The 13,862-nt window shown below is 68.6% G+C and carries 5 protein-coding genes and 2 pseudogenes; 1 reads left to right on the plus strand and 6 read right to left on the minus strand.

Annotation, left to right across the window (positions count from 1 at the left end):
• Positions 1 to 218 precede the first annotated feature (218 nt).
• Complete coding sequence (locus tag ACTWPB_RS15490) at positions 219 to 6,311, plus strand: amino acid adenylation domain-containing protein (protein ID WP_446221374.1); 6,093 nt, start codon at positions 219 to 221, stop codon at positions 6,309 to 6,311.
• An 84-nt stretch (positions 6,312 to 6,395) separates the two neighbouring features.
• Here ACTWPB_RS15490 and ACTWPB_RS15495 read toward each other — a convergent pair whose 3' ends face one another.
• The 6 genes and pseudogenes from ACTWPB_RS15495 to ACTWPB_RS15520 form a co-directional block, all read right to left on the minus strand.
• Entirely contained in the window at positions 6,396 to 7,247 is an 852-nt protein-coding gene (locus ACTWPB_RS15495) for a 3-hydroxybutyryl-CoA dehydrogenase (protein WP_446221375.1), read from the minus strand.
• Between the two features lie 167 nt (positions 7,248 to 7,414).
• A pseudogene (locus tag ACTWPB_RS15500) lies at positions 7,415 to 7,678 on the minus strand (amino acid permease C-terminal domain-containing protein); the annotation flags it as partial.
• A gap of 16 nt (positions 7,679 to 7,694) precedes the next feature.
• A pseudogene (tnpB, locus tag ACTWPB_RS15505) lies at positions 7,695 to 8,849 on the minus strand (IS607 family element RNA-guided endonuclease TnpB); the annotation flags it as partial.
• A 159-nt stretch (positions 8,850 to 9,008) separates the two neighbouring features.
• A complete protein-coding gene (locus ACTWPB_RS15510) occupies positions 9,009 to 12,476 on the minus strand; it encodes an indolepyruvate ferredoxin oxidoreductase family protein (protein ID WP_446221376.1) in 3,468 nt (1,155 codons plus the stop codon).
• A 198-nt stretch (positions 12,477 to 12,674) separates the two neighbouring features.
• Positions 12,675 to 13,160 (minus strand): Lrp/AsnC family transcriptional regulator, encoded by a 486-nt coding sequence (locus ACTWPB_RS15515; RefSeq protein WP_446221377.1) that lies wholly within the window; start codon positions 13,158 to 13,160, stop codon positions 12,675 to 12,677.
• Positions 13,161 to 13,205: 45 nt separating this feature from the next.
• Positions 13,206 to 13,784, minus strand: coding sequence for a dihydrofolate reductase family protein (locus ACTWPB_RS15520; RefSeq protein ID WP_446226356.1), 579 nt, complete (start codon positions 13,782 to 13,784; stop codon positions 13,206 to 13,208).
• Between the last annotated feature and the right edge of the window lie 78 nt (positions 13,785 to 13,862).

Below are 13,862 nucleotides of genomic sequence, written 5' to 3' on the forward strand. Positions count from 1 at the left end.
ACGGTGAAACTACGAAATTGCCACTGCGCCGAAATTGATGAGATATTTGCGGTACCGTCACGCAGGATTTTTCCGATACCCCCGTGTAGCCGAGAGTCCAGGCGACGTTCGAGATGTGCGATCGCATGGGTGATCCATGGTGAAGGGAAGCCTTTCCGGTGACAGAGCAAGCTTCTGGCGTCCGCCGCCGCGCCGCACGCCGACTTCGTCGTGCGCCCGTGTCGTCCACGCTGCCTCGGCTCCTGCTGGCCGCCGTCGAGCGTGCCCCAGAGGCGCCCGCGCTGCGATTCGACGGGCAGACCCTCACCTACACCGAACTCGACCAGTGGTCCTCGCGCCTGGCCAGGGTGCTGATCGCGCGCGGACTCGGTCCCGGTGACCGCTTCGTCCTCGCGCTCACCCGCTCGATCGAGTCCGTGGTCGCGGTCTGGGCGGCGGCCAAGGCCGGTGTCACCTTCGTGCCCGTCGATCCGCGCTACCCGGCCGAACGTGTCGCCCACATGCTCGCCGATTCCGGTGCCGCGTTCGGGCTGACCACGGCGGCGGACGCGGCCCGGCTCGACGCTGGAATCCAGTGGCTGCGCATCGACTCCGACGAGTTCGGCGTCGAGTCGGCCGCGATGTCGGACGAACCCGTCACCGCGGGCGAACGCGTTCGCAGGCTCTCCCCGGACGATCTCGCCTACATCATCTACACCTCAGGCTCGACCGGCGTCCCCAAGGGCGTCGCGGTCACCCACACCGGCCTGGCCGGACTGTGCGCCGAGCAGGTCCGCCGCTTCGGCATCACCGCCGACTCGCGCACGCTGCACTTCGCCTCGCCCAGCTTCGACGCCAGCATGCTGGAGATGCTGCTCGCGATCGGGGCGAGCGCGACCATGGTCATCGCACCGCCCGATGTCTACGGCGGCGACGAACTGACCGAACTGCTGCGCGCCGAACGCGTGACCCATGCCTTCATCACGCCCGCGGCGCTGGCCGGACTCGACGCGGCGGCGCTGCCGGAACTGGCCGCACTCGCCGTCGGTGGCGAGGCCTATCCGCCCGAGCTGATCGCCCAGTGGGCGCCGGGCCGCGCGTTCTTCAACGTATACGGCCCGACCGAGACCACCATCGTCTGCGCGATGAGCGATCGACTGACCGCCGACGACGTGATCACCATGGGCGACACGATCCCCGGGATGACGGCGCTGGTCCTCGATGCCCGGCTGCGTCCGGTTCCGGACCGCGTGCCCGGTGAGCTCTACCTCGCCGGCGATGGTCTTGCCCGCGGCTATCACGACCGGGCCGGGCTCACCGCGAGCCGGTTCGTCGCCGACCCGCTCGGCCGCGGGAGGCTCTACCGCACCGGTGACCTGGTGCAATGGGTGCCGGTGCCCGGCGGGTTCGGCCTGAAATTCCTCGGCCGCACCGACGCGCAGGTGAAACTGCGTGGCTTCCGCATCGAACTCGGCGAGATCGACGCACTGTTCGCCGCCGACGACACGGTACGTTTCTCCGCCACGCTCATCCGGACGCTGCCCAGCGGCGAGAGCGCGCTCGTCTCCTATGTCGTCGCGGCCGCGGGCGCCACCATCGACGCCACGGCGCTGACCCGATCGGCCGAGCGCCACCTGCCCCAGCACGCGGTGCCCGCCGCGATCGTCGCGCTCGACGAAGTGCCGTTGACGCCGGTCGGCAAGCTCGATCACCGGGCGCTGCCCGCGCCGGAACTCCTCGCGCGCGAGTTCGAACAGCCGCGCGGTGACACCGAACGCACGGTGGCGGCGGTCTTCGCCGAACTGCTCGGCGCGGACCCGATCGGGCGCGGCGACGACTTCTTCGCCCTCGGCGGCAACTCGCTGCTGGCCACCCAGCTGGCCGGTCGCCTCGGTGCCGCGGTGGGTGTGCGGGTACCAGCCCGGACCGTGTTCGAGCACGGCACGGTGGCCGAGCTGGCGATCGCCCTCGATGCGCTGGTCGGTGCCGCGTCGGTGCGTGTGCCGCTGACCCGGCGCGAACGTGGTGTGCACGTACCGCTTTCGCTCGCCCAGCAGCGCATGTGGTTCATGGCGCGACTTGATCCCGAATCCAGCGCCTACAACATCCCGGTCGCGCTGCGGCTGTCCGGCCCGCTCGACACCGCCGCGCTCACCGCCGCCCTCGATGACGTGCTCGAACGGCACGAGGTGCTGCGCACGGTGTACCCCGAGCACGGCGGTGCGGGCTTCCAACAGGTCCTGCCCGTGGCCAAGGCGGGTCTCGACGTGGTGGTCGACCCGATCGCCGAATCCGAGCTGCCGCGCGAACTGGCCCGGCTGACGCTCGGCGGGTTCGATGTGTGCCGGCGGGTTCCCGTGCGCGCGGCCGTGTTCCAGCTTTCCGCGACCGACCACGTGCTGGCGGTGGTCGTGCACCACATCGCCACCGACGGCTTCTCGCTCGGCCCGCTGACTCGCGATCTGATGACCGCCTATGCCGCTCGTGCCGCCGGTGCGGCGCCGGGTTGGGCACCGCTGCCCGTGCAGTACGCGGACTACACGCTCTGGCAGCAGGAAATGCTCGGCGCGGCAGACGATCCCAGCTCGCTGCTGGCCGGGCAGCTCGCGTTCTGGCGCACCGCGCTCGCCGGTGCCCCCGCCCTGCTCGAGCTCCCCACCGACCGTCCGCGTCCACCGGTCGCGGGCACCCGCGGTGCCGCACAGGATTTCGCTGTCTCCGCGCGGGTGCACACCGCACTGGAAGCCCTTGCGCGCGAACACAATGCCTCGCTGTTCATGGTGGTGCGGGCCGCGCTGTCGGTGTTGCTGGCGCGGGTCGCGGGCACCGAGGATGTCACCGTCGGCGCTCCTGTCGCCGGCCGTGGTGAACCCGAGCTCGACGATCTCGTCGGCATGTTCGTCAACACCGTCGTCCTGCGTACCCGCATCGACGCCGCCGAATCCTTCGCGGCCCTGCTGGATCGGGTCCGCGATATCGATCTGGCCGCCTTCGCCCATGCCGATGTGCCGTTCGAACGGCTTGTCGCCGAACTGGATCCGCCGCGCACCCAGGCCCACCACCCGCTGTACCAGGTGGCGCTGTCGTTCCAGAACTTCGGCGCCACGCGCCTCGAACTGCCCGAGTTGACGCTGTCGGCGGTCGATCTGGGCGAAGAAGCCGCGCCCGTCGACCTGCAGCTCACCGTCGTTCCGCTCGAGGACAGTGCCGGGCCCGCCGGCCTGCGCTGCTCCTGGCGCTACGCCACCGACCTGTTCGACGCCGCGACCATGGCGACGCTCGGCGCGCGCCTGGCCGGGCTGTTGACCGCGGCCGTCGCCGCACCGCACCGGCCCGTCGGTGACCTGCCGTTGCTCACCGCGGACGAGCTGACCGAGCCGTCGGGCGAGCTCCGCCTGGTCGCGGACTCGACGTTGCTCGACGAATTCCAGGCCCGCGCGCAGCATCGTCCGGACGCGCCCGCGGTCACCTTCGGCGAGGTCACGCTGAGTTACGGCGAGCTGGCCCGCCGCGTCAACCGACTGGCCAGGCTGCTCGTCGCCGATGGTGTCGGCCCCGGAAGCACAGTGGGCGTGGCGATTCGGCCCTCGATCGAGCTCGTCGTCGCCATGTACGCGGTCTTCGCGGCCGGTGGTGCCTACGTGCCACTCGATCCCGATTCGCCCGCCGAACGTCGCGCCGACATCCTCGCCGCCGCACAGCCGGTGTGCCTGCTGACCACCACCGGCGATGCGATCGAAGCCGACGGGCTGCCGGTCGTCTCGGTGGACCTGGTCGCGCTGTCGGCCTTCTCGGACGCCTGGCTCACCGACGCCGACCGGCTGCGTCCGCTGCACACCCTCGACCTGGCGTATGTGATCTTCACGTCCGGCTCGACGGGCAAGCCGAAGGGTGTCGGCGTGCCACATTCGGCGATCGTCAACCAGGCCGCGTTCATGGTCGGCGAATACCGCGTGGGGGAGTCCGACACTGTCCTGCAGTCGATTCCGTTCACCTTCGACGCCTCGATGATCGGTTTCGCCACCCCGTTGCGGGCAGGCGCGCACATGATCGTGGCCGCCTCGCAGCGACTCACCGATCCGGCCTACCTCGCCGAACTCATTGCCCGCCACCGCGTTACCGGCACCACCATCGTGCCCTCGGTACTCCAGATGCTCCTGGACTCCGCACCGACCGGTGCCCTGCGTTCGCTGCGGGCGGTGTGGGTCGGCGGTGAAGCACTGCCGAACGCCACCATCGAACGCTTCACCACCCTCACCGCGGGCCGTCTGCACAACCTGTACGGCCCTACCGAGGCCACCGTGTCGATCACCGGCGCCGATGTGACCGACGTGGGTGCCGGTACCGTCCCGATCGGCTTGCCGCACTGGAACTCTCGCGCCTACGTCCTCGACGCGCGGCTGCGGCCGGTACCGGTCGGCACGCCCGGCGAGCTGTACCTGGCCGGTGCGCAACTGGCCCGCGGCTACCTCGGCAGCCCCGACAAGACGATGGAACGATTCGTCGCCGACCCGTACGGTCCGGTCGGCGAACGCATGTACCGCACAGGCGATCTGGTGCGCAGGCTCGCCTCCGGTGACCTGACCTACCTGGGCCGCACCGACGTTCAGCTCAAACTGCACGGCCTGCGCATCGAACCCGGTGAGATCGAGGCGGCGCTGCGCACGCATCCGGGGGTCGCTGGTGCGGCGGTCGCGGTGCACCACGAACAGCTTGTCGGCTACGTGACACCCCTCGATACGTCCGTGGACACCGCCGAGGTGCTGGCAACGATCCGAACCCTGTTGCCCCCGTACATGATTCCGCACCGCCTGCTGGTGCTCGACGAATTCCCGCTCGGTGCCACCGGCAAGCTCGACCGCAAAGCGCTGCCCGCGCCCGCCGTGGAGATCCGCGAATACCAGGCACCGGCCACCGCCGATGAGCAGATCGTCGCCACTGCCATCGCCGAGGTGCTCGACCTCGCACGGGTCGGCCGCGACGACGACTTCTTCGTCCTCGGTGGCACCTCGCTTGCGGCGATCCGGGTGCGCGCCACCATCGCCGAGCAACTCGGCATCGAGGTGCCGCTGCGCCTGCTGTTCAGCTATCCGCTGGTCAGCGACCTGGCATTGGCCCTGCGCGACGAGTCGTCGGCCTCGGCCGCAGGCCCCGATCCGGCGCTCGACGCCGTCCTCGATCCGTCGATCGACCTCACCGGCTGCGCGCCCCAGCGCACCGGCGAACCGGCCACGCTGCTGCTCACCGGTGCCACCGGCTTCCTCGGCAGCTTCCTGCTGCGCGAACTGCTCGAGCAGACCACCGCGACCATCCATTGCCTGGTCCGCGCCACCGATGATCCGGGCGCCGTGGATCGCGTGGTGGCGACGGCCGCGAAGTATCGCATCGACCTGCGGCCCTACCTCGACCGAATCGTCGGTGTCCCCGGCGATCTCGCGCAGCCCAACCTCGGCATGGACCCGCTGCGCTTCGCCGAACTCGCCGCACGGGCCGACGCGATCTATCACAACGGCGCACTGGTGAACCACCTCGAGCCGTATGCGCGGATGCGGGCGGCCAATGTGTGTGGCACCACCGAGGTGCTGCGGCTGGCGACCACCACACGGGTCAAGCCGATCCACTATGTGTCGACGCTGTCGGTGCTGGCCGGGATCCCGCAGGACAACGGTGTGCCCGCCGGTCTGCCCGGTTACGCGATGACCAAGTGGGTCGCCGAGCAGCTCGTGCACACCGCGATCGAGCGTGGCGTTCCCGTCGCCGTCTACCGCCCCGGCTTGATCACCGGCGACTCCCGCACCGGCGTCGCTCCCGCCGAAGACGCCTGGTGGACGATGTTGCGTGCCATGCTGGTTCTCGGTGTGGCCGTGGATGTGCGGGCGATCGGTATCGAAATGGCGCCTGTGGACCATGTCGCGGCGGGGATCGTCAGCCGATCACGCGAGACCGCGGCCATCGGCAACATCTTCCGGGCCGCCGGTGCGCAGGTGCCGCTGCAGGTCGTCTACGAGGAGATCCGCGGTCGCGGTTACCGTTTCGACTTCATCGACCCGATGGAATTCGGCCTCCAGCTGTCCACCGCCGCCGAACGTCCCGACGCCGACCCCATCCTGGCTCGGGCTTCGGCGCTGAGCGGCAACTACGCGGCCGCCATCGCCCAGGCGAATCCGGCGGCGGTGCTGACCGTCGTGGAATCGGCGCCCACCGAACCGTTCCGCGGCTTGCCGATCGAGTTCCCGGCGGTCGACGCCACGGTCATCGCCCGCTACTTCGACCACTACATCGAGATCGGGTTCTTTCCGTCGCCGGAGGCGGAGTCTTCGACGCGGGGCTGAGAGCCGCACTGGGCGCACACTTTTCGCCCGAACGGTCGAATAATCGACCAGACGGGTGAAAAGTGTGCGCTCAGCGCAGTCGCGTCACTTCGCGTAGTCGTAGAACCCACGCCCGGTCTTGCGGCCGAGCCGGCCGGCGTCCACCATCCGGCGCAGCAGCGCGGGCGGGGCGAGGTGCGGCTCGGCGAACTCGGCGTACAGCGACTCCGACGCGGCGAGGGCGATATCGAGGCCGACGGTGTCGAGCAGCGTCAGCGGGCCCATCGGGTAGCCGCAGCCGCCCTTCATCGCCGCGTCGATGTCGGAGGCGGTGGCGTAACCCGACTCGAGCATCCGCACCGCGGAACAGAGGTAGGGGATGAGCAGCGCGTTGACGATGAACCCGGAGCGGTCACCGGCCTGCACGGCCATCTTGCCGAGGGTGTCCTTCACGTAGCCGGTGACGGCCACGGCCGCTTCCGGCGCGGTCACCAGGGTCGAGATGATCTCGACCAGCGGCATCACCGGGACCGGGTTGAAGAAGTGCACGCCGACGACCCGCTCGGGCCGCTCGGTCGCCCCGGCCACCTTGATCACGGGGATCGAGGAGGTGTTGGTGGCGAGGATGCCCTCGGGCTTGACGATCTTGTCCAGCTTGCCGAAGATCTCGTACTTCAGCGACTCGATCTCCGGCGCGGCCTCGATCACCAGGTCGCGATCGGCGAACTCGTTCATGTCCAGGGTGACGCGCACCCGCACGAGCACGGCGTCGGCCTCGTCCTGGGTGAGCTTGCCTTTGGCGACGCCACGGGCGATCGAGGTGGCGATCCGGTTCTGCGCCGCCTCCGCGAACTCCGGCTTGGTCTCCAGCACGAGCACCGAGCTGCCCGCCTTGGCGCACACCTCCGCGATGCCCGCGCCCATCGTGCCGCCACCGATTACACCGATCAACTCCACTGCCGTACTCCCAACATCGCATTGCCCTGGTTGTCCCGGGGATTATTTCACCTGACCTGGCACTGAGTGCCACAGGCTGTGAAAAGTGACTGCTCGCGGGGGTCGGACGCCGACCGGGCCCCCACCTGCTCGCTGGTCGAGCAGGTGGCGGCCCAGCGGGTTTCGGGCTAGCGGACCGGTGTCAACTCCGGTTCCGCGGGTTCTGGTTGTCCGCGGCCGAGGATCGAGTGTCGGCGACTGTACGCGAAGTAGACGATGACACCGAGGATCATCCAGATCACGAAGCGCAGCCAGGTCTCGATCGAGAGGTTGACCATCAGCCACAGGCAGGCCAAGGCGCCGAGGATGGGAACCACCGGCACGAACGGGACGCGGAATCCACGCGGCAGATCCGGACGGGTGCGGCGCAGCACCAGCACCCCGATCGACACTGGCGAGGGTCAGGTTTGGCTTTCGCCCACCACACCCCGAACAGGTCTTCGAACTCGGAAACCACCGATCAGCTTCCACCAACACCGACCCGTACCAGCGAGTCTTGTACGCCAGCAGCTGCCGGATCTGGGCGAGGGCCGCGTCCGCGAGGGCCCGGTTCAATCCCTTCTTCCGGGCACCGCCTGCGGACCACATCCCGGCCGCGTTCAATTTTTCCACCGTGATCACTTGGTACTGCTGGGCCAGGTGGGTGGTGGCCTTGTGCAGAACGTCGCGGCGGATCGCGGCGGCCCGCCCGTGCGTGCGGCTGATGCGCGCGTTGGTGGCTTGCCACCGTTTCGATGGCCGCCGCCGGTTCTTCGTGACCGGATCATAGGGGCCCTGCTGACGTGCTGCCCTCCGTTGCAACACCCGCAACCGGGCCTGCGCGGCAGTAAGGGGTTTCGGCGCCGGAACACGGGCGACCTCACAACCGTCAGGGGTCGCGATCACCAGCAGCGCGTCGGCTTTGACTCCGACGTCTACCCCGACCACCGGGTGCGGTGACCGGCGTGCGTGTGCGGGAAGGGTTTTGGTTGTAACCAGTGTTTGGAATGACACGTACCAGCGGCGACGCGAGTCCTGGGAGAGGGTCGCTGACAGGATTCGTGCGGTTCCGGCCTCGACTCGGCGGGCGAGCTTGCGGGTCGACTCATGTGTTTTGAGCCGTCCGACCCGTGGCAAGACGATGTGGTGGCGGTCGGGTTCGACCCGGATCGTTCCGGTCGTAAACCGAACGGACCGCCTCGACCGGGCCGCGGTTTTGAATCTCGGGAACCCGACCGGTTTACCGGCTCGCAGACCGGTCCGGGAGGCAGCCCAGTTTTCCAGCGACCGGGCGAGGCCATCGAGTCCGGTGTTGTAGGCCTCCTTCGAGTTCTCCGCCCACCACGGCGCGTGCTCGTGTTTACGCTGGTTCCAGATTTTGCGGAGTCCGGGTAGTGACCAGCCGATCGACGGGGTCAGTTCGGTCTCGGAGTACCCGTAGCTGCGTTCAGCGGTGCGTTGATCCATCACCGCTTTGACCAAGGCGAGCATGTGGTTGAACGCGAACCTGGATGCACCGCAATGCGATCGGAGTATCGGTTGTTGTTGCGGGGTGGGGTCGAGCGCGAATCGGTAGGCCTGCATCGTCCATCCGTCAGGTCGTTGCGCCGCAGGTGTGCGACGGGTGTTGTGGTGCAGCGGGGTGCGGTGAAGTGGTTGCGCCGGAGGCGTGCGACGGGTGCGGTGGTGCGGCGGGTGCGGCGAAGTGGTTGCGCCGCAGGGTGTCGCGGTGTGGTGTCCTGGTCAGTACTCGATGCCGTGCTCGTGGAGCCCGGCGCGGTACAGCTCGACGTTGCCGAGTTTGATGTCCTCGTAGCCGCGCACCACGTCGGACAGTGCGGCGGCCGCGGTGGCCGTGTCGTAGTTCTCGGTGGTCAGTTCGCCGGCCGATCGGCGCACCATGGCGGTGTAGTGGGCCAGCAGTTCCCGTTCGACCTTGCGGACGTGGGCGTATCCGAAGGGGTCGAGCTTGGTGCCGCGCAGGAACTTGCCTTTGGCCAGAACCTTCAGCACGACATGCGATTTCGGCCTCAGCCCGATCTTCTTGTCCCGGCCCATCGCGCGCAGCATCGGGGGGTGCAGCTTGTAGGTGAGCTTCTCGCCACCCGGCACCTGGGCTCGCACGTCGGCGAGGAAGTCCGGGTCCACGAGCAGCCGGGCGACTTCGTACTCGTCCTTGTACGCGGTGAACTTGAACAGTCCGCGCGCGACCGCCTCGCTGAAATCGGTGCGCTCGGTAACGGAACGCTCTGCCGCCCAAACGGATTCGACCGTATCGAGATAGCGGCGTGCCACCCTTACGTTCTGGTAGCCGATCAGCTGAGCCGCTCGTAGTTCCACGAGCCGCCGCACCTCGCCTTCGAAGCTGGTGTGCGCCAGCAACTCCGCGGGCGCCACCGGCTGGGTCCGCCGCGCCTGTCCCGCATCGACCGCCGCGGCGAACGCTGCCGGATCGGCCACGGCGACCCGACCCCACCGGAAGGCCGCGACGGTGGCATCCACCGCGACACCGTTGATCCCGATGGCCTCCTCGATCGCCGCGGCGGGCAGGCGCAGCCCGCCGTTCTGGACGGCCGCGCCCACGATCAGGAAGTTGGCCGCCGCCGTGTTCCCGAACAGTGTCAGCGCCGCCGCGAGCGCGTCGAAGTGACTGATCGAATTCGTCACCGTGGCAAGTCGATCCAGCAGCGTTTCCGTCGTGGGATAGGTCACCGACTTGTCGTAGACCATGTCGCCGGTCGGGGTCTGGCTCGTCGACGCCACGGCCACGGTGCTCGCCGCATCGCCGTACTGGAGGTATTTGGGATCGGTGGCGGTGAGTAGATCGACGGCGAGCAGGCAGTCCGCACTGCCCGGGGTGAGCCGATTGGCAGGCTCCAATTCCGTTGCGGAGAACCGCAGGTGCGACAGCACGGGACCGGCCTTCTGGCTCAGGCCGATCTGGTCGAGGCTCTCGACCTCGTACCCGGCGCGCAGCGCGGCGGTGGCCAGCACCTGGTTCACCGTCACGATGCCGGTGCCGCCGATTCCGGCGATCAGCACGTTCTGGGTGCGCAGTGGCGCGTCCACACCCGGATCGGCCACGGCGGGCGGCACGAGCGCGGTGCGTCGCTGCGCCTTGTCCGGATGCACCTCCACCGTCACGAATGACGGGCAGTCGCCGTCCAAACAGCTGTAATCGGTATTGCACGAGGTCTGATCGATGCGGGTCTTGCGCCCGAACTCGGTCTCGACCGGCTGCACCGACAGGCAATTCGACTTGGCGCCGCAATCACCGCAGCCCTCACAGACAGCCTCGTTGATCACCACCCGGGTGTTGCGGACCGGCAGCGTGCCGCGCTTGCGCTGCCTGCGGGCGTCGGCGGCGCAGTGCTGGTCGTAGATCAGCACCGTGACGCCCTCGATCTCGCGCAGCAGTTTCTGCGCCTCGTCGAGCCGGTCGCGATGCCACAGCACCGTGCCCTTGGCCAGCGCCCGTTTGCTGTGCCGCTTCGGCTCATCGGCGCAGATGATGACCTTGCGGACACCCTCGGTGGTGAGCTTGTGGGTGAGCTGCGCGACGGTGAGTCCGCCCTCCACGTCCTGGGCGCCGGTCATCGCGACGACCTCGTTCCAGAGCAGCTTGTAGGTGATGTTCACTCCCGCCGCGACGCAGGCCTGGATCGCCAGCTGCCCGGAATGGAAGAAGGTGCCGTCGCCGATGTTCTGGAACAGGTGCGGTACGTCGGTGAACGGCGCCTGCCCGATCCACTGGCTGCCCTCACCGCCCATCTGGGTGAGCCCGGTGACCGCGCTGTCGGTGCGCCCGGACAGGGTGACCAGGGTGTGGCAGCCGATGCCGCCGCCGCCGATCGAGCCGTCGGGCAGGGCGGTGGAGCGGTTGTGCGGGCAGCCGCTGCAGAAGTAGGGCGTCCGCTTGGCGGAGAGTACTTCCAGCGGAAGTGCCGGGGGCGCTGCCCTTTTCAGCTCCACCCGCCCGCGCAGCACCCGGCGCAGCGGCGCCAGCAGCCGCCCGGCGGTGAGTTCGCCGTCGACCGGCATCAGCCGCGCGCCGCGCTCGTCCTGTTTGCCGAGCACGCGCGGCGCGTCCGGGGTGCCGTAGAGGATCTCGCGGACCTGGGTTTCGATGAACGCGGTCTTGTCCTCGACGACGATCAGCTGCTCGAGCCCGCGGGCGAACTCGGTGAGCGCGGCCGTGCCCAGCGGATACGGCATACCGATGCGCAGCAACCGGATTCCGGCCCGGTGCATGGTCGCCTCGTCGACACCCAGATCCAGCAGTGCCTGCCGGACCGCGTCGAAGGTGGTGCCGGTGGCCGCGATCCCGACCTGCGCCTCGGCCGGGTCCACCTCGATCACGTCGAGGGCATTGGCCGCGCCGTAGGCGTGCACTGTCGCCCAGCGCGGCCCGTACAGGTCCGCCTCGGCGAGCACGCTGTCGGTCGGCGCCGCCATCGGCCGCTGCCGGTAGACGAAAGGCCTTCCCTCCCACTGCACTTCGGGCACCGTCACGGCGAGGTCGGCCACGCCCGCGTCGACCGTCCACGCCCCGTCGGCGACATCGGCGACGATCTTCAACGCCACCACACAACCCGACGCCCGCGACATCGCGATGCCCTGCATGCCGAGGGTGATGATCTCCTCGGCATTGCGCGGGAACAGCACCGGCACACCCATGGCGGCCAGCGAGCGTTCGCTCACCGCGGGCACCGTCGACGACTTCGAGGCAGGGTCGTCGCCCACCAGTAGCAGCACGCCGCCGCGCGGATTCACGCCGTACATGTTGGCGTGCCGGATGGCGTCGGTCGCGCGGTCGACACCGGGACCCTTGCCGTACCAGACCCCGACCACGCCGTCGTGGGTCGGCTGCCCGGCGGGCAGTTCGGCCTGGCTGCCCCACACCGAGGTGGCCGCCAGCTCCTCGTTGAACCCGGGGACGAAGGCGATGTCGTGCTCGGTGAGCACCTCCGGCATCCCGAGCAGCATCTTGTCCACCCCGCCCAGCGGGCTGCCCTGGTAGCCGGAGACGAATGTCGCGACGCGGCGACCGGCGCGGATATCGCGCACATGCTGTTCCACCAGCAGCCGGGCGATGGCCTGGACCCCGGTCAGCAGCACCGGGCCCGCGCCGGAGCGGTAGCGATCGGCGAGGTCGTAGGGCGCGGCCGGCTCGGCCGACGGTCGGGCAGTCGCACAGACGACGGTGGTCATGAACGCCTCACCACACTTTCCACAACCCGGATCGTGAGCTGCGCAACGAAGGAACTTGCTATCGGTGCTGCGCAATGTGCCGTGGAGGGGCAATCGGTGTCAACAGTCAGTCGAATAGTTGATCAATCTGCTCAACAGTGATCTGGACCACTGGGTTCGAGGTGTCAATCTGCTCGAGCATGAGAGATCTGGGTCACATCACGGCTGATTCGTCCGGTTCGTCAGATGCTCGACCAGTGGCAGGCTCCGATACCCGATCGGCGTGGCCAGGGCGAGCATGGTCTCGGTGTGGGTCACGCCGTCGATGGCGTGTACCCGCTGGATGATTTCCAGGAGATCCTGCTGCGATTGCGCGGCGATCCGTACCAGCAAGTCGGCGCGCCCGGTGGTGGCATGCACCTCGAGTACGTGCGGGAACCCGCGCAGCGTCTCGATGATCGGATCCATCCTGTTCTGATCGAGTTCGATGCCGAGGAATGCGTGCACCGCGAACCCGATCGCCTGCACATCGATATCGGGCGGATAACCCCGCACGGCACCCGAGGACTCGAGCCGCTTCATCCGCGCCTGCACGGTATTGCGGGCGACTCCGAGCCGCTGCGCCAGCTCGAGAATCGGCGCGCGCGGGTCACGCGCCAGTTCGGCCAGCAACGCGGCATCGAGCGCGTCGAACTTGATGGTCATGGCCGCATTCTGACACGCACCGAATCGGGGAACCGCACACCGGACTCAGCCGTGCAGGGTCGGCCGGTAGACGAGTTCCTGGATATCGCCGTCGAGCGTCCGGCTCTCCAGTAGCTCGAGGTCGAAGTCGGCCGCACCCCGGAAAATCGGGTCGGCACCGGTCTGTCCGGTGATCACCGGGAACAGCGTCACCTGAACACGGTCGACGAGCCCCGCGGCCATCAGTGCCCGGTTCATCGACAGGCTACCGTGGGAGCGCAACGGCACCTCGGACTCCTCTTTGAGCCGGGCGACGACGTCGACGGCGTCACCGCGGGCAATCGTCGCGTCCGGCCAGTCGAGCGGCCCCTCCAGCGTGCTCGACACCACCGTCGCCGGGAGATTCCGCATCCGCGTGACCCAGGGGTCACGCACCTCCTCCACGTCACCCGACGCCAGCATTTCCGCGAACGCCCGATAGGTGTTGGGCCCGAAGACCATTCGCTGCTCCACCGCGAACAGGGCCGAGCGGTGGTCGAGCAGTTCGGGGCCTTGCTTGCCCCAGTACCCACCCCAGTCACCCCCGCTGACGCTGCCATAGCCGTCGAGGCTGGAAAAGACATCGAACGTGTAAGTAGTCGCCATCATGTTCTCCTTGTTGTCTGCAGGGTGTATCGATGCAGACGAGGTCACACGGGAAGACTCATCGCGGGGTGTCGGGTG

The organism is Nocardia sp. IBHARD005 (assembly GCF_052814245.1).